Raw genomic sequence first — 21,682 nt, 5'->3', positions numbered from 1 at the left:
CGCTCCGAAAACGCGCGGAGAATCCGCAAGGGCACCCCCTCCGGCGGACGGCGTCGGCGGCTGTTCGCGCACCCGCGCGCCGGACGTCAGCACCACGCGGGTCCCGTCGCGTACGTCCTGCTGGGACTCGCGGCGGTGTTCTCCCTCTTCCCGCTCTACTGGACGATGGTGGCGGCGTCGACCGACAACACACGCGTCACCCAGACGCCTCCGCCGTTCCTGCCCGGACCCCACCTCCTGGAGAACCTCGGCAAGGCGTGGCGGGACGCCGCGCTGGGCAAGGCCATGCTCAACAGCATGATCGTGGCCGGTGTGATCGCCCTGTCCACGGTGCTGTTCGCCACCCTCGCCGGTTTCGCGTTCGCCAAACTCCGCTTCAAGGGCCGCAACGTCCTGCTGATGCTGGTCATCGGCACGATGCTGGTGCCGCCCCAACTCGGCGTCGTACCCCTGTTCATGATGATGACCGAGCTGGGCTGGGGGCAGAAGCTGCCCGCCGTCATCTTCCCCACGCTCGTCAGCGCCGTCGGTGTGTTCTTCATGCGGCAGTATCTGACCGAGGCGCTGCCCGACGAACTCGTCGAGGCCGGGCGGGTGGACGGTGCGCACTCCCTGCGCATCTTCTGGAGCATCGTGCTGCCGATCGCCCGGCCCGCCATGGCCGTACTGTTCATGATCACGTTCGTGCACGCCTGGAACGACTTCTTCTGGCCGTTCATCGTGCTCGACATGACCAACCCGACGGTCCCCGTCGCGCTCACCCAGCTGAGCGCGGGATATGTGCGCGACCAGTCGCTGATCATGGCGGGCGCCCTGCTCGGCACGCTGCCCCTGCTCGCCATGTTCATCGTCTTCGGCCGTCAGATCGTCGGCGGGATCATGCAGGGGGCGGTCAAGGGATGAGCGTCCGGCCGTCCCCTCGCTGCCGCGGCCCTTCGGCCTCCGCGGCCCCCGGCCTCCGTCGCCCCCCGACTGTCTCTCCCCCGACTGTCTCTCCCGCCCCGCAGCACATCTGGAAGGACCTACGTGACCACCGTGACCCGACGTGTCGCCCCCGCCCCGGAAAACCCCGCCGTCATCAGGTTCCCGCAGGGATTCGTCTGGGGCACGGCGACCGCCGCCTACCAGATCGAGGGTGCCGCCCGCGTCGACGGACGTACCCCTTCGATCTGGGACACCTATGCGCACACGCCCGGCCGGGTGCGCAACGGCGACACCGGTGACGTCGCCACCGATCACTACCACCGTTGGCGCGAGGACGTCGCGATCATGGCCGATCTCGGCGTGAACGCCTACCGGTTCTCGCTGTCGTGGCCGCGGGTGCAGCCGACCGGCCGCGGCCCGGCCGCCGAGAAGGGGCTCGACTTCTACCGCGCCCTGACCGACGCCCTGCTGGAGAAGGGCATCGAGCCGGTCGTCACGCTCTACCACTGGGACCTGCCGCAGGAACTGGAGGACGCGGGCGGCTGGCCGGAGCGCGTCACCACCGACCGGTTCGCCGACTACGCGGCCCTGGCGGCCCGTGCGCTGGGCGACCGGGTGAAGACCTGGATCACCCTCAACGAGCCCTGGTGCAGTGCTTTCCTCGGATACGGTTCGGGCGTCCACGCACCCGGCCGCACCGATCCGGTCGAGGCCCTGCGCGCCGCGCACCATCTCAACCTCGCCCACGGCAAGGCCGTTCAGGCCCTGCGCGCCGAACTGCCCTCCGCCGCAAGGACGTCCATCACCCTCAACCTCCACCACGTCCGTGCGCTGACCGAAGCCGCCGACGACCTCGACGCGGCCCGCCGGATCGACGCGCTGGCCAACCGCGTCTTCACCGGCCCTCTGCTGGAAGGCCGTTACCCCCAGGATCTTCTCCAGGACACGGCCGGACTGACCGACTGGGCCTTCGTACGGGACGGCGACACCGCCGTGATCCACCAGCCGCTGGACTTCCTGGGCGTCAACTACTACACACCCACCCTCGTCTCCGCCGCCACCGGCGAGGGCGGCCACGGCTCCGACGGCCACGGGATGAGCGAGTACAGCCCCTGGCCGGGCGCCGACCGGGTCGCCTTCCACCGCCCGGCGGGCAGCAGCACCGCGATGGGATGGGCGGTCGACCCCAGCGGCCTGTACGACCTGCTGACGCGGCTCAAGGCGGACTTCCCCGCGATGCCTCTGATGATCACCGAGAACGGGGCGGCGTTCGACGACTACGTCAACCCGGACGGCGAGGTGGCCGACCCCGAGCGCATCGCCTACCTCCACGGCCACCTGTCGGCCGTGGAGCGGGCCATCTCGGCCGGAGTCGACGTGCGGGGCTACTTCCTGTGGTCCCTGCTGGACAACTTCGAGTGGGGCTACGGCTACAGCAAGCGCTTCGGTGCCGTCTACGTCGACTACCCGACCGGCAACCGCATCCCCAAGGCCAGTGCGCGGTGGTACGCCGAGGTGACCCGCACCGGCACGCTGCCCTAGGTGTTCTGTCCCGGGAGGTTGTGGACAGGTGAGCCAGATCTCAGCTGAGGGATCTTGAACAGGTGAGGGTCTTTCGGGGTCGGCGTGGATTGCGACGCCTGCACCGACCGAAAGGCCCTCGTGCCCCACCGTCATGCACCCCTGACCGAGACCGGACGCCTGCGCCTGGCCCGCTGCGTCGTCGAGGACAGCTGGCCCCTGCGCCGGGCCGCCGAACGCTTCCAGGTCTCACCCACGACGGCTCAGCGATGGGCCGGCCGCTATCGTGAATTCGGTAAGGCGGCCATGGCCGACCGCTCCGGCTGCCCGCGCCGCACCGAACGCCGGATCATCAAAGTCCGTGTTCTGTGCTGGTGGGGACGGGCCCGCATAGCCCACCTCCTGGCGGCTGAACCCGGCCACCGCGTCCTGATCCGCTACTCCCTGGCCCCGCTCACGCACCTGGACCGGGGCACCGGCCGGGTGATCCGCCGCTACGAGCGCGACCGCCCGGGCGAGTTGGTGCACATCGACATCATGAAGCTCGGCAACATTCCCGACGCGGCGGGCACAAGACCCTCGGGCGCCAGGCAGGCCGCAAGACCCGCTCCGGCGCCGGCTACAGCCACCTCCTCTTCGCGAGGGTCGTCGCCCAGCCCCTTCTCATGCAGAGGCGTCATGCCGTGCGGAGCCAGGAACCAGCCGATGTCCGCCACGCCGCCGAGCCGGTAGACACCGGCCATCTGGCCCACGTACCACCCGTCGCTCGCGGCGAGGAAATTCCGGTACGAGGGCGGCAACCAACCGCCGCCCCAGCCGCTCCTCGGCCTCGGTGATCACCGCGTCGTCCGCCCCGGGCCTGCTGGGGGAGCGGCGGCCTGTTCGCCACCCCCTGTCCCCCTGCGGAACCCACTCTTCCTGCCAACGCCGTCAGAAATAAGTCCAGTTGAAAGCTTCGTCACTCCCAGCCGGATGATCCCATCCAGCACTGACGATGGTGACTCAACCCAGGCGCGGCGGGTTGGCAGGCGCTCGCAGCACATGCGTGGGCGGTTCAGCCACTGGAGAGCCCACTGCACCGAAACGGTGCACGGCGGGTTCGGGCCGGGGCCACCGGAAAGGGATCCGCACAGCGGAAACCTACTGGTACCGGCCTACGGCCGTCTCCCGGCAGGGACTTCCGCATGACCTTGCTGTAGCCCCCGGACCGCCACCGCATCGAGGTCACCGATGCACCCCCGTGGCAGAAGAGTTCCGCGTGGACTCTGCCATCGTCGGCTCCGAGGCCTGCTCACGGCACCGTGGTCAACCATGTGGATGACGGCGCGATCTTCCGCTCAGAAGGCACAATCATCATGACCGAGCCTCCGGCCTCTGTACCGTCGCCCACCTGATCCGAACCACCCCACCTGGACCCCACAGGAGTAGGAATGTCCGAGACCGCCCCGGGCCTCTCGACGCAGCCGACCGCCACCACCTACGAACTCGGCGAGCTCGTCCCGTGGGCCTGGCAGGGCCGGATCAGGGTGCCGCATTTCCAGCGCGGCTTCCGCTGGCAGGCCAAGGATGTGCTGAGGCTCTTCGACAGCATCGTCTGCGGCTACCCGGTGGGCAATCTGTTGCTGTGGGTGCGGAAGTCTCCGGCGGAGACGATCAAGCTGGGGCAGCTGTCCATCGAGGCGCCGGCGCACGACGAGGCACTCTGGGTGGTGGACGGCCAGCAGCGTCTGACCAGCCTGGCGAACGCACTGAGCCCCGAGGGCAACAAACATGAGCCGTTCAACGTGGTCTACGACCTGGCCCGGGGCGAGTTCGTGGAAACGCCTCGGTACGGTCTGGAGCCTCACCACATCGATGTCCCCACGCTTTTCGACGGCCGGCGCCTGCTGACCTGGTTCCGGACTCAGGGACCGGAAGTGGAGGACTACTACGACAAGGCAGAGGAGGTCTCCACCAAGCTCCGCCAGTACAAGGTCCCCGCCTACCTCGTCCGTCAGGACGACCTGCACATCCTGACGGACATCTTCGACAGGATGAACAACTACGGTCGGCGGCTGAACCGGGCGGAGATCTTCACCGCACTGAACTCGGGCAGCGAGGAGGGCCGGGAAGGACGGCTGGACTTCTCCCGTATCGCGGACAATGTGGCCACCCGTACGCTGTTCGGAACCATCGATGTCAACACCATTCTCGCGGCGTTCCTGGCACGGCGCGGCCCGGACCCCATGCGGGACATCCGGACGGAGTTCAGCGCCGAGTCCCGGCGCTTGCAGCTCGAGTTCCTGGAGGACGAGCAGACGGCGTACCAGGAGGCCGAAGAGGCTCTGGTGCGTGCCGTCATGTTCCTCATCGAGACAGCGGGGGTGCCGCACATCGCCCTGCTGCCCTACCGGGCCCAGCTCGTCGTCCTCACCCGGTTCTTCGCACACTTCCCGGAACCGACGCCCAACAGCCTGAGGCTGCTGCGACGCCTCTTCTGGCGCCTGTCCATCGCCGGTCCGTCGGTCTTCAAGGGCAGCTTCACGCAGTTCAGCCGCATCTTGAGCAACAAGATCAGACCGGGCGACGAAGAGGGTTCTCTCCAGGCGCTTCTGGATACGATGAAGGACGCCGTGCACGCCCGTCCCAACCCGGACCGCTTCCGCACGAACGAAGCCACGGCGAAGATCGTGCTCAGCGCGTGGTGGTCTCTGCGCCCCCGTTCTCTCGCCTCGGGTGTCCCGGTGGACGTGCAGAGCCTGTCCAGCGTTCTCGGCGACGAGCAGACACCGGTGAGCGCCACCCCGTACGTCTTTCCCCGACTGAACGACCCGGGTGAGAAGGGCAAGCGCCTGTGGGCGGCCAACAGACTCTTCCTGCCGTTCGGCGAGGATCTGCCGTCCGAGATCTCCGGCATGCTCGTGGAGCCTCGTATCGATCTCGATGAAGCCACTTGGCGGGAGGTCGTCAAGTCGCACCTCCTCGACGACCACGCCCTCGATGCACTTGCGCGCGGAGACCGGATCGGTTTTCTCGAGGCACGTCAGACGCGCGTCCGTGACCAGTTGGACGACTTCCTCGCACGCATGACCGAATGGAGTTACGAAGACACGCCGTCCCTTGACGGACTGGACCTCGACGACACGGACGAAGAGGAGAACGAGCCGGAGACCGACTTCTCCGACGACCGGCTTCGTTAGTCTGCAGGATCCTGATAAGCGAAGGGATGGCCATGAGCGGTCGTCTGCCGGAGGTCTTCCATGCCGTGCTGCTCCACGGCGTACGAGTGGGCACGCTCTGCCAGCGGGGCGACCACACTCGCTTCGTCCTGAACCAGTCCTACGTGGAGAACCCGGCCAGGCCGGTGCTCGGCCTGCGCTTCGAGGAGATCCTGACCGGTTCGTACGCCGCGGCTCTTCGGCTGCCCCGCTGGTTCTCCAATCTGCTTCCGGAGGGCCCGCTGCGGGAGTGGATCGCTCAGGACCGCGGAGTTGCCCTGGACCGGGAGATGGAGTTGCTCGCCCAGGTGGGGCATGACCTGCCGGGCGCGGTACAGGTGCTTCCCGCGGACGGGCCGGACGACGGCTGGGAATGGAGCGAGAGCGGTGTCGCGCGGAAGGCCGACAGTTCCGCGCGCTTCGCCGACGGAGAGTCGCCCTGGAGGTTCTCCTTGGCGGGAGTCGCCCTGAAGTTCTCCATGCTGGCCCAGGGCGATCGCCTGACGGTTCCTGCCGGTGGGAGACTGGGGGACTGGCTGGTGAAGTTTCCCGACTATCGTCATCCCCACGTACCGCGCAACGAATTCGCGATGATGGCCCTCGCTGGCCATGTGGGACTGGACGTGCCTGACGTCCGGCTGGTGCACCGGGACGAACTGGACAACGTTCCCGACCGTATGTGGCCCAATGGTGAGGAGTGGGCATATGCGGTACGGCGATTCGACCGCTCCCCGCAGCCGGGCCGCGCGCGCATCCACATCGAGGATTTCGCCCAGGTGAAGGACGTCTACCCGATCGACAAGTACAACTCGTCGTTCGAGACGGTCGCCTCCTACGCCTACCGCGGCCGCGACCTGTCGGCGTTGCGGGAGACGGCCCGGCGCATCGCCTTCTCCGTCGCCATCGGGAACGGGGACGCGCACCTGAAGAACTGGTCCCTGATCTACCGCGATCAGATCACCCCGGCGCTGTCACCCGCCTACGACCTGGTATCCACCATCCCTTACACCCCTTCCGACGAGGTGGAGGATCTTGGTCTCAAGCTCGGGGGCAGCAAGCGGTTCGAGGCCGTGAGCGCGGCTTCCTTCGTACGCCTCGAACGCCGCCTCGGCCACCGGTTCGGCACCACAGGCGCCGGACTCGCGGAGATCGCCGTGAGAACGGCAGAGGACGTTTCGCAGGCATGGCCGGCACATGAGCATCTGCTGAGCGAGGTGCCGGACGTCCGGCGAGCGGTCACCGCCTGGATCCGGGAGTCGGTCACCCGGCTCCGCAAGGGTTTGCCCGCTGTCTGAGAGACCCGCATCACATGAGCAGCCCCCGTTCTCCACGACCACCGTCTCGTCCGGACGGCGCTGACCGCCGGTGCGCATCCGACCACCCGCTGATCATGTCCACGGACACCGCGGAACCGGACGCTTGCCGCAGACAGCACCCGGACCGTACCCACTGGCGCGGATGCCGACTCGACTGTTGCAGTGGCAAGCTGAGCGGCCGTTACCGTTACCGGAAGGTGTGTCACTTCGCCCATCTGCCCGGCGGCCCCCTCTGCGGCCGCACCGTCCCCGGCGAGTCCGGTGCTGATCACCCGTTCATCCGACGGGGTCCGCTCAACCTCCTCGGCCCGCACAAGCAGCATGGCGGCGTGGAGACGCGGACCTCGGCTCAGTGGGCAGGTGCCGCGGATCCGAACCTGCCCGTCGCCCGCCGCAGGCTCCGCTTCCGGCTGATCTACCTGGATTCCGGGGTCGGCGTGCGGCCGACCTGGCCCTGGCCGACGATCAGTCCGTCACCTGGGCCTGAGGGATCTGTCCCGGCGCCTACCGGTCTGCCGGGCGGGTGGACCCGTAGGCGCGTTCGACCTTGGCCACGTGGACGGAGAGCGAGGCGTACCACTGCTCGCGTCCCTGCGCACGGACCAGGACGTGCTCCGCGTGGTTGCGCCACGCGGCGATCGAGTCCTCGTCCCTCCAGTACGACACCGTGATCCCCAGGCCGTCCGTGCCGCGGGCGGAATCGACACCGAGGAACCCCGGCTGGTCGGTGGCCAGTTTCATCAACCGCTCGTCGGCCTCCGCGTAACCGTTGTCGCCCGCCGTCCGTACGGCGGTGAACACCACGGCGTAGTAGGGCGGGGCGGGCAGCGACGCGGGTGCGGGACGGGTCACGGGATCGGTCACGGGATCGGTCACGGGATCGGTCACGGGGTCCTCCGGCAGGTGGCGCGACAGTGTCGCCTCAGACGATCTCGCGCACCCGGGTACGTTCACAACTCCGTTTGTGCGGATCGGAACTCAGGAGACCGGCCGTCGTGTCAGCGGTCGTGTCAGCGGGGTGACAGGGCGGTGTCAGGGCAGGTCGGCACCGTGGGGGCATGAAGAGTTCCGCGATCGCAGTCTCCGGACTGCGCAAGGCATACGGCGACAAGGCCGTGCTCGACGGCATCGGCTTCGAGGTCGCCCCGGGATCGGTGTTCTCCCTGCTCGGGCCGAACGGGGCCGGCAAGACGACCACGGTGAACGTCCTCGCGACGCTGCTGAAGGCCGACGCCGGGGAGGTGAGCGTCGCCGGGCACGACGTGGCGACGGAGACCAGGCAGGTGCGCGCGGCCATCGGCGTGACCGGACAGTTCGCCGCCGTCGACGAACTGCTGTCGGGGCGGGAGAACCTGCGGCTGATGGCCGACCTGAAGCGGGTGCGCCCCGCCGATCAGGTGGTCGGGCGGCTGCTGGAGCGGTTCGACCTGACGGAGTCGGCGGACGCCCTGGCCTCCACCTACTCCGGCGGTATGCGCCGCAAGCTGGACCTGGCGATGACGCTGGTCGGCAGCCCGCAGGTCATCTTCCTGGACGAACCGACGACCGGCCTCGACCCGCGCAGCCGCCGCACGATGTGGGGGATCGTCCGCGAACTCGTCGCCGACGGCACCACCGTCTTCCTCACCACCCAGTACCTCGAGGAGGCCGACCAGCTCGCCGACCGGATCGCGGTGCTCGACCAGGGCCGTCTCGTCGCCCAGGGCACCCCCGAGGAGCTCAAGCGGCAGATCCCCGGCACCCACGTCCGGCTGCGCTTCGCCGATCCCGGCGACCTCGACACGGCGGCGAGGGCCTTCGCCGAGGCAGGGCCCGCCCGCGACGACCAGGAGCTGACCCTGCGGGTGCCCAGCGACGGCCGGTCCCGGTCGCTGCGGGCCCTGCTGGACCGGCTCGACGAACACCTCATCGACGCCCTGGAGTTCTCCGTGCACACCCCGGATCTCGACGATGTCTTCCTCGCCCTCACCGGGCGTCCCAGCGCAGAGGCGGTCTCCCGGTGAACAACGTATCGACGGCGTTCGGCGACTCGCTGATCATGCTGCGCCGCAATCTCAGGCACACCCTGCGCAACCCGCTCGTCGTCTTCAACGCGGTCCTCTTCCCGATCGTGCTCATGCTGATGTTCGTCAAGGTGCTCGGCGGCGCCTTCAGCGTCGGCGAGGACTACATCGACTACGCGACCCCGGGCATGCTCGTCATGGCCGTCAGCTACGGCCTCGGGTCCACCTCGGCGGCCGTGAACGACGACATGCGCAAGGGCGTCATCAACCGGTTCAAGGCCATGGACGTCTCCCGCGGCGCCGTACTGACCGGGCAGGTCGTCGTCACCACGGTGCGCTGTCTGGTGGCCTGCGCGGCCATCGTCGGCGTCGCCTACGCCCTCGGGTTCGACCCGCCCGCCGACGCCCTCGACTGGCTCGGCGTGCTGGGGCTGATCACCCTGCTCACCTTCGCCACCAGCTGGCTCACCGTCGCCCTCGGGCTGGCCGCGAAGACCGCGGAGTCGGCGGGCCTCGCCACCGTGCCGCTGGTCATGCTGCCCTTCCTCAGCAGTGCGATCGTGCCCGCGGACACCATGGGCGCCGGCGTGCGACAGTTCGCGCAGTACCAGCCCTTCACACCGATCATCGAGACACTGCGCGGACTGCTGGCGGGCCACCCGTCGAGCGGCGACGCGATCGCGGCCGTCGCCTGGTGCGCGGGGCTCTCCGTCATCGGGTACGCGTGGGCGGTCTCCACGTTCAAGAAGCGCGCGTGAGGACGTGTGTACGGCCGAGCGTGCGGCGCGGGTGATCCCGGGGGCCCGGCGGTCAGGGAGCGAGCGTGACCCCGGCCAGCCGGGACCAGCCGGTCCGGGTCCCCTCCCGCGCCCCCTCCCGGGCCGCCTCGGCGAACCGCGTGTCGCCCAGGCGGCGCCGTGCGCTCTGCTCGATACGCGCCCCGTCCGGGTGCGAGCGGTCCGGCAGCCCGCGCAGCGCCGTGCTCGCCGCGAGCAGCCGGACGGCCTGCTCGTCCTCGCCGCGGCGCAGCGCCAGGTCCGCGACCCCGACGAGCACCTGCGCGATCAGCAGTACGTACCCCGTCTCGGCCGCCGCCTCGCAGGCCGCCGCGCGGTGCGCCCGTACCTCGCCGAGGTCCTCGGAGAGATAGCCGAGCAGATCGTGCGTCACCGCGCGGAAGTGCGGCTGCCGCGCCTCGTCACCCAGTACGGCCGCCACGACGCCGAGTTGCCCGCGCGTCTCCTCGGCGTCGCCGCCCCACCGGGCGAGTTCCGCCTTGGCGAGGGCCAACTCGGCCAGCGCGTCAGGCCAGGTGACCCGCTGCGCGCATCGGTCCGCCTCGGCCACGGAGGCCGCGCAGGCGTCCTCGTCGCCCAGCAGCCGGTAGAGCCGCGCCTGCTGGGTACGCAACCGGATGACGTCCTCGGTGGCCCCCACCTTGGTGACGACCTCGATCGCCTCCTCGATGTGACCGCACGCGGCGGCGAACTCGCCGCGCACGGCCATCCGGTCCGCCAGCTCGCTCAACGCGAACGAGATCCCGAACCGCTCCCCGATCACCCGGAACTCGGCGAGCGCCGCCTCCAGATACGCGTCCGCGTCCCGCCCGCCCTGGCCGAGCACGATCCGCATCTTGCCCGTCTGAAGTCGTGCCAGCGCCCGCACCCAGGGGTCCTCGCTGCCGAGCAGCGGTTCGAACGCGGACGGGCCGGGCGCCCGCAGCAGACGTTCCAGGGCGCCGACGAGCCCCATCAGCGGGGAGCGGCTGCTGCTGCGCAGGCCGAGCCGGTGCGCCTCGCGGATCCATGTCGCCGCCTCCCGCTCGTCGCCCCGCCCGTCGCTCACGAACTGCACCAGCAGCGCGTACGCCATGGCCCGGACCTCGTCGGTCACCTCACCGGGCGTCCGGGTGGCCGCGGTGATCAGTTCCATGCCCTCGGTGCGGTGCCCGCTGAGCCACCAGTACCAGCCCGCGCCCGCCGCCAGCCGCATCGCCGCCTGCGCCTCGCCCGCCGCGAGCGCGCCGCGCATCGCCGCGCCGATGTTGTCGTGCTCGGCCTCCAGCGTGGCCAGCCACTCCAGTTGCTCCGCGCGGCGCAGATGCGGCTCCGCGGTCTCGGCCAGCTCCGTGAAGCAGGCCAGGTGGGCGCGGCGCGCCGCCTGTGCCTCCCCCGCCTCCGCGAGGCGCTGGGCGGCGTACTCCCTGATCGTCCCGATCATGCGGTAACGCGGGCTGCCGGTGCCGGCGTTCGTGCCGGTATCGATGCCGGTGGTGTCGCGCTCGGCGCGCAGCAGCGACTTCTCCGCGAGCGCGGTGAGCAGCTCGAACACCTCGTCCCGCCCGACCGCGCCGTCCCCGTGGTACCCGTCACCCGCGCAGACCCGTTCCGCGGCTTCCAGACCCGCCCCGCCGGAGAACACCGACAGACGCCGCAGCACGGTCCGTTCGGCGTCGGTGAGCAGCTCCCAGCTCCAGTCGACGGCCGCGCGCAGCGTCTTGTGCCGGGGCAGCGCGGTCCGGCTGCCGCCGGTCAGCAGGCGGAACCGGTCGTCGAGCCGGTGGGCGAGCTGGTCGACGGACATGGTGCGCAACCGGGCCGCGGCCAGCTCGATCGCCAGCGGCATCCCGTCCAGCGCCCGGCAGACGCGTGCCATCGTCGCCAGCGTGGCGGCGTCGGCGGGCAGACCGGCGCTCACCGCCCCGGCCCGGTCCCGCAGCAGCCGTACGGCGGAGGAGGAGCCGATCCCGTCCGGGCTCGCGTCCCGCTCCGGCAGGGCCAGCGGTTCGACCTGCCACAGCGCCTCGCCGGTGATGCCGAGCGGTTCCCGGCTCGTCGCCAGGATCCGCAGCCGCCGGCACTCACCGAGCACCCGGTCGGCGAACACCGCGGCGGGCTCGATCACATGCTCGCAGTTGTCCAGGATCAGCAGTGCCTCCCGCTCGCGCACGGCGGCGACGAGACGGTCGGTCAGCACGGTGGTCCGGTCCGCCGGCTCCGTGCCCGGCGCACCGCCGAACAGCGCGTCCCGCAGACCGAGTCCGGTCAGCGTGGACTGCGCCACATCGGCCGCACCGCCGTCCGCACCGACGGCGGCGAGCTCCACCAGCCATACCCCGTCGGGCAGTTCACCGAGCAGCGTGCGCGCGGTCTCCGTGGCCAGCCTCGTCTTCCCCGCGCCGCCCGGCCCGATCAGCGTGGTGAGCCGGTGCCCCGCGAGGAGCCCGCGCACCGCTGCGACGTCTGCCTCCCGGCCCACGAAGGTGGTGAGTTCGGCCCGCAGATTGGTCCTGCGGTCGCTCTCCTCCCGCCGCCTCGACCCGCCCCGCAGCAACGCGACGTGCAGTGCGGCCAGTTCAGGCGAGGGGTCGGCGCCCAGGGCGTCGGCGAGGGCCTCCCGGGTGCGGTCGTACACCAGCAGCGCCTCACTGTCCCGGCCGGCCGCGACGAGGGCGCGCATCAGCGCGCCGGCCAGCCGCTCCCGCAGCGGATGCGCGGCCACCAGGTCCGTCAGCTCCGTGACCAGCTCCGCACCGCGCCCGAGAGCGGCCTCCGCGTCGGCCCGCTCCTCCACGACGGTCAGGCGCAGCTCCTCCAGCCGTACGGCCGCGGCGTCGAGCGCGGCACTGTCCCGCAGCCCCACGTCCCGCAGCGCCTCCCCGCGCCACAGCCCGAGCGCCTCACGCAGCAGCCCCACCCGCCCGGCACCGCCCGTGCCCCCGCCGTCCCCGCTGTCGGCCCGGGCCGCGCCGACGAGGCGTTCGAACCGTACGGCGTCCACGGCGTCGGGCTCCACCGCCAGCCGGTAACCGTCCGCCCGCCCCTCGATCACCGCCTCCGGCACCGCCTTCCGGAGCCGGGAGACCAGGCGCTGCAAGGCGTTCGCCGCGTCGGCGGGCGGCTGCTCGCCCCAGATCCAGTCGACCAGCGACGCCCTCGGGACCACCTGGCCCGGCCTGAGCGCGAGAGCGACCAGCAGCGCCCGCAGCCGTGCGCCCGGCACGTCGACCGGTCCGCCGTCCCCCGCGCGGACCTCCAACGGCCCCAGCACCCCGATCAGCACCCGCTGATTCTGGCATGTGCCGTGCGACGCGGTGGGACCGAGACCCACCGGCCGCTCAGGAAGGGCAGTCCGCCGCCGAGGTGGCCGTGTCCCAGCGGACCATCTCGTAGGTCGTGGAGCCGAGTTCGGCCACCGCGTAGCGGGCGTACGGCCATGCGGTGCCCGTGTTCGCGCGTTCGCTCACGAGGGCCTGGCAGGCCACGCCCGCGGCCATCTCCGCCCAGGTGCCGGTCGCCTCCTGGTCCCAGCCGGTGTACTCCGACCAGACGTACATCGCGGAGTCGATGGGGTCGAAGCCCACCTTGATCTGGCTGTTGCCGAGCACGCGGTCGGTGCCGAGGGACTGGCGCATGGAGTTCGACCGCGTGATGATCTTCCGGGCCGCCGCGTCCGCGACGCGGATCTCGGCGCTGTCGGTGCTGGGGATCATCGCCTGGCCGAGGCCGCCCTCGTCCGGCTGCCAGTCGTCCGTCCCGGTGCCGGGGTCCTGCGTGGTTCCCACGTCGGCGGCCGTCTTGCAGTCGGCGTCGGTGACGAAGTCGTCCTGCCAGGTCACCTGCGGATCCTGACCGGTCTCCTCCTTCACCATGACATATGTGCGGTACGGCAGGTCCGGGTGGAGGCGGAGGACCGCGTCCCGCACCGACAGGCACATGTTCTGCGCGATCTTGGTCTCCGCGTACATCGCGTCCTCCTCCCCGGCGGTCAGCCGGTACGAGAAGTAGACCTCCTTGCGCGAGGGATGGAACCGTACGGCTTCCGGGGTGAAGTCGGCGTAGTCGCTCAGGTCCACGACGGCGACTTCGCCCTCGTCATGCATGAGCGAGCGCGCCACGTCGTGCTCGCCGGTGCCCTGCGCCGCCCGCGCCTCGCGCCAGCTGGCCGCCGTCGCCGAGCCGCCGGTCCCCGTCTCCTGCTTCGCCGCCGCCGTGGCGCTCGCCGACGGCCGCGCGGCTCCGGACGCGGAGACCGACGATGCCGCCCCGCTGTTGCTCCCCGTGTCGCCCGGCAGCAGCGCCGCCACCCCTCCGGCGAGGCCGCCGACGACACCTGCCGCCAGGACCACGGCACCCATGAGCCGTTTCTTCGAACGACGGCCGCCCGCGCCCGGGTTCGCCGCCGGTACCGCGGGCTGCCGCCACGTCGGGTCGTCAGCCGCCGGTACGTCCCAGACGGCGGCGACCATGTCCACGACCGTCGCGGACCTGGCGCCGCCCGCGTCCCCCACCTGCGTGGCCTGGACGGCCAGCGCACCCGCGCACTCCTGCGCCGCCTCGGCGGCCGACGGGCGGTCGTCCGGTTCCTGCGACAGGGCCCGCTCGACCACCGTACGCAGGGCCGCCGGGACACCGTCCAGGTCGTACTCGCCCGACATCGCCCGGAACGCCACCACATCCGGTGCCCCGGTCCCGAACGGCAGCCGCCCGGTGGCGGCGTACGCCACGAGCGCGCCCCACGCGAACACGTCGCCCGCCGGACCCGCGGTGCCCTGGCGGTACTGCTCCGGGCTGATCCAGCCGGGCGTGCCGGTCATCACCCCGGTCCGGGTGACGCTGGTGGTGTCGGCGGCGTGCGCGATGCCGAAGTCCAGCACCCGGGGGCCGTCCGGCGTGAGCAGCACGTTCTGCGGCTTCACGTCGCGGTGCGTCACCCCGGCGGCGTGGATGGCGGCCAGGGCCTGCGCGGTGGCGACGGCGAAGGCGTACAGGGCGTTCTCCGTGAGCGGGCCCCGCGCGGTGATGTGCTGGTTGAGCGTCGGCCCGGGAACGTAGGCCGTGGCCAGCCACGGGGTCGGCGCGTCCGGATCGGCGGCCAGCAGCGGCACCAGGTGCGGGCCGGAGACGCGCGACGACAGCTCCACCTCGCGCTTGAAACGCGCCCGGAACTCGGGCTCCTGCGCCTGCTCGGGGTGAATCACCTTCACCGCCACGCGCATTCCGTCGTCCGCGAGTGCGGCGTGCACGGTCCCCATGCCTCCGGCGCCGAGCCGGCCGACGATACGGAACGGGCCGATACGGGCGGGATCGCCGGGGCGCGCAGGCTGGACTCTGCCGCCGGGGGCGGTTTCGCTCACGAGTGTTTCCTTGAACTGAGAACTGACAGTGGTGCGGCTCGGGGGCCGTGCTGGGGGAGGGCCGGTGGTGGCGCGGGCGTCGCCGCGCACGGCGGGACGTCAGCGCCCCACGGCCGAGCGGGTGGCAGGGGCGGTCCGCGCCGGGTGTCCGGAAGACGGCATAGAGGGGTGCGGTTCAGGACCCCTGATGCCGGTGAGCCCGGTCCGGACGCGCCGCCCGCGCGGCGGACACCGACGCGCGCCGGGCTAACACCTCACAGGTCCCGCCGGTTCCGCCCATCACACCGAGCGCGCCGACGGCACCGGCGTGCCGCTCCGTCGCCCCCGTCATGAGCGGCCCCCCTCCCACGACCGTCCGATCTTGCTGCGAGCCGCAGCTTATGCCTCCCGTAACCCCAGGGACAGCCGGAATGTCGCTCTTCGGCGCTCTTTGGTGATCTCCGTCAACAATCGTTGCGGACTTGGCACGTGAGCCGGCGGCGAGGACCCGCCACCGGGTGGGGGACCGTGGCCTCGGGCGGGTCGGTCAGATCCGGTCCCGGCCGAGGCCCGTGACGAACCCGGACCAGGCGCCCCGCGTGAACGCGATCTGGGCGCGGCCGCGTTCCTTGGAGTCCCGTACGCGTATGGCGGCCGGGCCGGCGGCGACCTCGACGCATTCGCCGCCGTCTCCGCCGCTGTACGTGCTTTTGAACCAGTTGCGCTTGGCGGGCTGTTGGTTGTTCATCAGTCTCCCAGCAGCTTCTCGATCAGGGCTGAGGACTCAGCCGGGTTGAGAGCCTGCCCTCGGATGCTTCCGTAGCGTGCGGCCAGCATACGGACCTGTTCGGGATCTGTGATCAGACGGTTGACGCTCTGGAACTCTCCGTATCCGACCTGGGGTTTGCCCTTCGGTGTGAGGAGGACGAACGGCCCCTCCATGCCTGCGTGCCCCTCGCATTTCAGCGGCAGTACCTGGATCTCCACATTACGGAGCCGCCCCATCTCCAGCAGGTGGCGCATCTGCTCCCGCTGCACTGCGCGGCCCCCGATCTCCCGCAGCAGCACCGACTCCTCGATGAGCGCGGTCACCATGGGCGGAGGCCAGCAGGTCAGGATCTGCTGGCGGTCGAGCCGTGCGGCCGCCCGCTGCTCGATGGTCTCTTCGTCGAGGAGCGGACGCCGGGCCGTGAAGAGGGTTTGCGCGTACGCCCTTGTCTGCAAGAGTCCCGGCATGGTCAGCGTGCTGTAGAAGCAGAGCTCCACCGCCTCCGCCTCCAGACGCGCGTAGTCCCGGAACCACTCCGGATGCCGGACCCGCCGTCGGCTCTTGGCCCGCTCCACGTCCTCCGCGGCCGCTTCCAGCAGACCCCCGCAGTCCAGCTCCCGGTCCACCGCGACCAGCAGTTCCGGCTGAGGTGTCCTCCGGCCCCGTTCGACGGAGGAGATCGTCTCCTCGCCGTAGCCGATGCGGTCGCCGAGTTCCTTCCGGCTCAGCCCGGCGCGTTCGCGGGCGACGCGGATCTGCCGGCCGAGGGCGCGGAAGAGGTCGGCGACCTCGTCCGTACCCTCGGTCTCCTCGTTCGTGGGAGCCCCCGGGTTCGACTGTGCTGCCATGCCGTACCACCACCCTGTTTCCTGTGCTGAGGAGGAACGGCTGAACGCCCGCCCGGGTCATGGGCGTACGCCGGTACAGCCGTACCGTCCGTGCCGGGACAGTCACCCTGCGTACCGCCTCGTACGCTCCACAAAGTAGGTCATGTCCGTCACCCTCGGTGAGGTGAACCAGGAAATCGTCACCGCACCCGGTGAACCGACCGTCGTCGCCCGCCACTTCAGCACCCTGTTCCCCACGACCGCGAAGGGCGCGCACACCGCACGGCACGCCGCCGTGAGCTGGCTCGTGGGGGAGCGGGACCGCCCCGAACCGGACGACGGGAGCACGGCCACGGTCTCGCTGATCATCGCGGAACTGACCGCCAACGCGGCCGTGCACGGCCGGGCGGCGGGCCGGAGCGCGCGGCTGGCGCTGACCCTGACGGGTCCGGTGCTCCGGATCGAGGTCACCGACGCGCGCGGCGAGCGCCCGCCCCGGCCGAGGCCGGTGGCCGAGGCGGACGGCGAGTCGGGGCGGGGCCTGCTGCTCGTCGAGTCCCTCGCGGACGCCTGGGGCTGCGAGCCCCACCACCCCGGAGGCAAGACGGTCTGGGCGGACTGCCTCTGGCGGGGCGAAGCGGCCCGTTGAAAGAGGGCGAGCCGCTGGACCGGAAGCTACCGACCTGTGTGCCGCAGCGGGCGGTGCCTCACGGTGTCCGGAAGCCGCGGAACGTCACGGTTCTGCGGGGCTCGAAGCCGAGGCGGTCGTAGAGGGCCCTCGCCCCCGTGTTCGTCTCCGCGACGTGCAGGAACGGGCGTTCGTCGCGGGAGCGGATGCGGGAGACGAGCGTGTTCACCAGGCGGGCGGCGTGGCCCCGGCCGCGTGCCTCGGGGGCCGTGCAGACCGCGCTGATCTCCGTCCAGCCCGGCGGACGCAGCCGTTCGCCCGCCATCGCGACCAGGGTGCCGCCCTCGCGGACGCCCAGGTAGGTGCCGAGCTCCCGGGTGCGGGGCCAGAACGGTCCCGGCTGTGTCCGCGCGGTCAGTGCGAGCATCTCCGGGACGTCGGCCGCGCCCAGTTCGACCACGCCGGTGTCCGGCTGCGCGGGGCCGCGGGCGCCGGTCCAGATCAGTTGCCGACCGTCGAGGACGAACACCGGCTCCCAGTCCCGAGGCGGCGTCGCCGGGCAGCTGAACAGGTCGGCGAACGCGCCACGGCCGAGCAGCCGGGCCAGGTCGGCCCAGTCCGCCGGGCCGGGACCGGACGGTGGCGCGGCGAAGGTCGCGACCTCCGGCAGGTAGGTGGCGGCCCGGCCGGTGCGGCGCGCCAGGTGGGCGTGACGGCCGCGCAGCGACTCGCCCACCGGATCGTCGAGTACGGCGGTGGCGTGTCCCTTGGGCATGGTGTGTCCGCGCCTCACCTTTCCGGGGTCCGGTGCTGGTCCGGGGCCGTCCGCGGACCGGCCTGGCGGGGCCGGTGCGCCGACGGCGTCCGTCCGCCCGATCATCGCATCTCGGACAGGCCCTCCAGCCGGGTGCCTCATCCGCGGCTCCCGGCCACGGCCGACAGGCCGCACCTCCCGGGCGATCGATCAACACGCCGAGGGCTCAGCGGCAGCGTCACCCCGTGCCGCAGGTGTAGATTTCCGCCGACCGGGTTGACATGTTCAGAGCCGTTTCGGTGTCCTGAGAGCGCTCTCACCGCGGCCCGGCGGGCAGGGCCGTTCCCCCCAGCCGCCTCCGACGCGGCTCTGCCCGGACGCCGTCACGGTGCGGGCGCGGGTCCCGCCGCCACGGCGTCCGTACGGAGGCCGAGCAGGGAACGGGACCATGAGACTGACTCGCTTGTTGTCGGGCGTCGCCGGATGCGCGCTCTCCGGCGTCCTCGCCGCCGGGCTCTTCCTCACCTCCGCCGGATCCGCCGACGCGGCCCAGACCGGGCTGCGGGCCGCCGACCCGAGCGTGATCCGGGTCGGCAGCACCTACATCTCGGTGCAGTCGACCGGCGGCGGCATCGCCGTGCGCCAGGCGTCCTCGACGGCCGCGCTGGACTCGGCCACCGCCCGGCAGGTCTGGTCGGACACCCGGGGTCTCGGCGAGGTCTGGGCACCGGAACTCGTCCGGGACGGCGGCCGCTACTACATCTACTTCACCGCGGGCAGCGGAGCGGCCCACCGGATGTACGTGATCAGTTCCGCAAGCCCGGACAGCGGATACGGCGCGGAACAGAAACTGGCCCTCCCCGACGACAAGTGGGCCATCGACGGCACCCTGTTCACCTTCAACGGGCAGCGCTGGTTCGTCTGGTCCGGCTGGGCCGGTGACACCAACGTCGAGCAGAACCTCTACATCGCCCGGATGAGCGATCCCGCCACGCCGACCGGCGCGCGGTACGTCATCTCGCAGCCGCGCGAGAGCTGGGAGCGGGTGGTCGGCAACCCGTACATCAACGAGGGGCCGGAGGCGATCAAGGACCCGAACGGGCAGCTGCACATCGTGTACTCCGCGAACGGCAGCTGGAGCGACCAGTACTGCCTCGCCGACCTCCGTCTCCGGTCCGGCGGCGACCCGACGTACGTATGGGACTGGTACAAGTCCAACGGCTGCCTCTTCGGCTCCAACCGCGCCACGATGATGTCCGGCTGGGACCCCACCCTCAACGTCAACGGCCCCGGGCACCACAGCTTCGTCCTGCTCGACGGCGACATCAGCACCAGCCCGCCCGCCGGACCCACGTTCCCCCTGATGTTCCACGCCGTCCCCAAGGGCACCCCGTACTCCTGGGACAACCGTTACTGGTACACCGGCTCGTTCTGCTGGTGGGGCAACACCACCTACAGCCGCGCCAACGTGCCCGGTTCCACCACCGACACCGGGTGGAGCCTGAAGTTCTTCGAGTGACGGCGGCGTCGGAGGGGGCCGCGCAGCCGCCCATGGCGGGCTGCGCGGCCCCCGCGGACTGCCCCGTCGTCCCGCACCCGCGTCCATAGGGGCATCAACTTCATTCCTCCCGGACGGTGTTCAAGCCGGACACGCGGAGCGAAGCACCCGTCCTGGGCACTGAACTAGTTGAAACCTTGTACTGTCCTGACTGGCAATCACCGACTCGGTCGTTGACTCGATCACTGACTCGACCCATTCGATCGTCGACGCGATCACCGGGACGCCCGCGCGGTCATCTGCCACCGCGCCCGGACGTCCCGGCCGGTGGACGCGCCGCCGCAGACCGCCAGCCCGCTGCCGCGCAGGACAGAAGGGCGAGTGCGCAGACCACGTAGGAGGAGTCCCGCGCGTGCACCCTCTCACCGAAGCCGACCCCGGCCGGATCGGCCGCTACCGCCTCACCAGCCGTCTCGGGGAGGGCGGCATGGGCATCGTCTACTTCGGCAGCACCCCCGGCGGCCGCCCTGTCGCGATCAAGGTCGTCAGCGGCCGCATCCAGCACGCGGACGGCGCCCTGGAGCGGTTCCGCCGCGAGGTGCGGGCCCTGAGCACGGTACGCAGCGCCTACAGCGCCTCGCTGATCGACTGCGAACTGGACTCTCCGCCCTACTGGTTCGCCACCGAGTACGTGCCCGGCAGCACGCTGGACGCCGCCGTGCAGCAGTTCGGCGCTCTGCCGGTGCCGTTGAGCTTCGGGCTCATGGCGGCACTCGCCGAGGGGCTGTCCGACATCCATGTCCACGGCATCCTGCACCGCGACGTCAAACCGCAGAACATCATCCTGTCGCCCGTCGGCCCGCAGCTCATAGACTTCGGCATCGCACGGCACGACGACCAGACCGCGCTCACCCAGGTGGGCCAGGTCGCCGGAACCCCCGGCTTCATGTCCCCCGAGGCACTGAAGGGCGAAGCGGTGGGACCCGCCGCCGACGTGTTCTCGCTGGGCGCCACCCTGGCCTACGCCGCCACGGGCCGGGCCCCCTACGGCGAGGGATCCTCGCCCGCGGTCTCCTACCGTGTCGTCCACGGCACCCCCGATCTCGAAGGGGTCGACCCGCACCTGGCCGAGGTGATCGCCGCCTGCCTGGACCGGGACCCCGCCCGCCGGCCGACCCCGGCCGAGATCCTCGAGGCGTGCCAGCCCCACGCGTCCCTGCTGGAGGATCCCGCCTACCGCCGGATCGCCGCCACCCCCGGGGAGCACGACGCGGCCCTGGTCCCGGGCGCCTGGCCCACGGATCCGGACGCCACCTCGGTGCTCGCTCCCGGCTCGGCGACTCCGGCGACCCCCGCTTTCGGGTACCCCCCGCAGGGGGCGACGCCCACCGACGTCCTCCCGTCCGCCGGGCCGCACGGGACGTACTTCGCCGCGAGTCGGCCGACGGAGACCGGAACGGACCCGCGGACGGGCGACCACGCCTCCGCCGGAGCGCCCGTCCGCGGTCTGCGCGGCAAGAGCCTCTGGTGGATCGGCGGAGCCGTGGCCGCGGGTGCCGTCACGGCGGGCCTGCTGGTCCTGCATCCCTGGCAGGACGGACAGCACGACGCGCGCGCCGGCGGCGGGGCGCACGCCACGTCCTCCCGGGCCGACGCCACACCGGCCGGGAAGACGCTGCCCCCGTCGGAATCACCGTCCCCCTCCCCGTCCGCTCCCGACACCTCCCCGTCGGACACCCCCTCGGACACCCCGGCGGACCCTCCGGCGGAGAAGGACTTCGACGCACCCCTGAACCTGGAGCCCGGCGCGGAGGCCGTGGCGGCGAGGATCAGCCTCGTCTTCCAGCGGGACGGCAACCTCGTCGCCTACGACGAGAACAACCAGGCCCGCTGGAGCACCGACACCAGCGGCAAGGGCGCCCTCGCCGCGTTCCAGCCCGACGGCAACCTCGTGGTGTACGACGCCGAGCACAACGCGGTGTGGGCGAGCAACACTCCGGGCCACCCCACCGCACGGCTGATCCTGCAGAGCGACGGGAACATCACGATCATGGACGGCTCGACCGTCCTCTGGGCGGCGAACACGCAGCACTGAGCCGGGCGGCCGGCAGCCGCGGCCACCGGTCCTCC

15 protein-coding genes and 1 pseudogene are annotated in these 21,682 nt (G+C 71.3%); 10 read left to right on the top strand and 6 right to left on the bottom strand.

Going from position 1 to position 21,682, the window contains the following annotated elements:
• Nucleotides 1-21 precede the first annotated feature (21 nt).
• From ABZ862_RS18335 to ABZ862_RS18315, 5 genes and pseudogenes are all read left to right on the top strand, one after another.
• Complete coding sequence (locus ABZ862_RS18335; protein WP_360959375.1) at nucleotides 22-903, top strand: carbohydrate ABC transporter permease; 882 nt, start codon at nucleotides 22-24, stop codon at nucleotides 901-903.
• Nucleotides 904-1,026: 123 nt separating this feature from the next.
• Complete coding sequence (locus tag ABZ862_RS18330; RefSeq protein ID WP_360959173.1) at nucleotides 1,027-2,466, top strand: GH1 family beta-glucosidase; 1,440 nt, start codon at nucleotides 1,027-1,029, stop codon at nucleotides 2,464-2,466.
• Nucleotides 2,467-2,586: 120 nt separating this feature from the next.
• Nucleotides 2,587-3,032 (top strand): annotated as a pseudogene (locus ABZ862_RS18325) (leucine zipper domain-containing protein); the annotation flags it as partial.
• A gap of 843 nt (nucleotides 3,033-3,875) precedes the next feature.
• Nucleotides 3,876-5,624, top strand: coding sequence for a DUF262 domain-containing protein (locus tag ABZ862_RS18320; protein ID WP_360959170.1), 1,749 nt, complete (start codon nucleotides 3,876-3,878; stop codon nucleotides 5,622-5,624).
• Nucleotides 5,625-5,656: 32 nt separating this feature from the next.
• Nucleotides 5,657-6,937: a HipA domain-containing protein gene (locus tag ABZ862_RS18315; protein WP_360959167.1), complete on the top strand. Its 1,281-nt coding sequence runs from the start codon at nucleotides 5,657-5,659 to the stop codon at nucleotides 6,935-6,937.
• A 525-nt stretch (nucleotides 6,938-7,462) separates the two neighbouring features.
• Here ABZ862_RS18315 and ABZ862_RS18310 read toward each other — a convergent pair.
• Nucleotides 7,463-7,846, bottom strand: a complete 384-nt coding sequence (locus ABZ862_RS18310; RefSeq protein ID WP_360959164.1) for an antibiotic biosynthesis monooxygenase — start codon at nucleotides 7,844-7,846, stop codon at nucleotides 7,463-7,465.
• Nucleotides 7,847-8,016: 170 nt separating this feature from the next.
• On the opposite strand from ABZ862_RS18310, the gene ABZ862_RS18305 reads away from it, so the two are divergent.
• Nucleotides 8,017-8,961, top strand: coding sequence for an ATP-binding cassette domain-containing protein (locus tag ABZ862_RS18305; RefSeq protein WP_360959161.1), 945 nt, complete (start codon nucleotides 8,017-8,019; stop codon nucleotides 8,959-8,961).
• Nucleotides 8,958-9,719, top strand: a complete 762-nt coding sequence (locus tag ABZ862_RS18300; protein WP_360959159.1) for an ABC transporter permease — start codon at nucleotides 8,958-8,960, stop codon at nucleotides 9,717-9,719. The genes ABZ862_RS18305 and ABZ862_RS18300 overlap by 4 nt, the downstream gene beginning before the upstream one ends.
• A gap of 52 nt (nucleotides 9,720-9,771) precedes the next feature.
• Here ABZ862_RS18300 and ABZ862_RS18295 read toward each other — a convergent pair whose 3' ends face one another.
• The 4 genes from ABZ862_RS18295 to ABZ862_RS18280 form a co-directional block, all read right to left on the bottom strand.
• A complete protein-coding gene (locus ABZ862_RS18295; protein WP_360959156.1) occupies nucleotides 9,772-13,023 on the bottom strand; it encodes a BTAD domain-containing putative transcriptional regulator in 3,252 nt (1,083 codons plus the stop codon).
• Nucleotides 13,024-13,078: 55 nt separating this feature from the next.
• A complete protein-coding gene (locus tag ABZ862_RS18290; RefSeq protein WP_360959153.1) occupies nucleotides 13,079-15,097 on the bottom strand; it encodes a serine/threonine-protein kinase in 2,019 nt (672 codons plus the stop codon).
• A 526-nt stretch (nucleotides 15,098-15,623) separates the two neighbouring features.
• On the bottom strand, nucleotides 15,624-15,824 hold the full coding sequence (locus tag ABZ862_RS18285) for a DUF397 domain-containing protein (RefSeq protein ID WP_360959150.1): 201 nt from the start codon (nucleotides 15,822-15,824) through the stop codon (nucleotides 15,624-15,626).
• Nucleotides 15,824-16,693 carry a helix-turn-helix transcriptional regulator gene (locus ABZ862_RS18280; RefSeq protein WP_360959147.1) on the bottom strand — a complete coding sequence of 290 codons (870 nt, stop codon included), beginning with the start codon at nucleotides 16,691-16,693 and terminating at the stop codon, nucleotides 15,824-15,826. The genes ABZ862_RS18285 and ABZ862_RS18280 overlap by 1 nt, the downstream gene beginning before the upstream one ends.
• Before the next feature lie 142 nt (nucleotides 16,694-16,835).
• Here ABZ862_RS18280 and ABZ862_RS18275 point away from each other — a divergent pair, with 142 nt between their 5' ends.
• Nucleotides 16,836-17,321 carry an ATP-binding protein gene (locus ABZ862_RS18275; protein ID WP_360959144.1) on the top strand — a complete coding sequence of 162 codons (486 nt, stop codon included), beginning with the start codon at nucleotides 16,836-16,838 and terminating at the stop codon, nucleotides 17,319-17,321.
• Between the two features lie 58 nt (nucleotides 17,322-17,379).
• On the opposite strand, the gene ABZ862_RS18270 is transcribed toward ABZ862_RS18275, so the two are convergent.
• Nucleotides 17,380-18,075 carry a GNAT family N-acetyltransferase gene (locus ABZ862_RS18270; RefSeq protein WP_360959141.1) on the bottom strand — a complete coding sequence of 232 codons (696 nt, stop codon included), beginning with the start codon at nucleotides 18,073-18,075 and terminating at the stop codon, nucleotides 17,380-17,382.
• Between the two features lie 427 nt (nucleotides 18,076-18,502).
• Between ABZ862_RS18270 and ABZ862_RS18265 the strand changes: the two genes are divergently transcribed.
• Together ABZ862_RS18265 and ABZ862_RS18260 are read left to right on the top strand one after the other, a co-directional pair.
• The gene (locus tag ABZ862_RS18265; RefSeq protein WP_360959138.1) at nucleotides 18,503-19,573 is read left to right on the top strand and encodes a glycoside hydrolase family 43 protein; all 1,071 of its coding nucleotides are present in this window, start codon (nucleotides 18,503-18,505) and stop codon (nucleotides 19,571-19,573) included.
• A 391-nt stretch (nucleotides 19,574-19,964) separates the two neighbouring features.
• Entirely contained in the window at nucleotides 19,965-21,647 is a 1,683-nt protein-coding gene (locus tag ABZ862_RS18260; RefSeq protein ID WP_360959136.1) for a protein kinase, read from the top strand.
• Nucleotides 21,648-21,682 lie beyond the last annotated feature (35 nt).

It is taken from the genome of Streptomyces sp. NPDC047000, assembly GCF_040644295.1.
Lineage (GTDB): Bacteria > Actinomycetota > Actinomycetes > Streptomycetales > Streptomycetaceae > Streptomyces.
The sequence above is the reverse complement of the archived record's forward strand: the minus strand, read 5'-3'. Positions and strand labels throughout refer to the sequence as shown.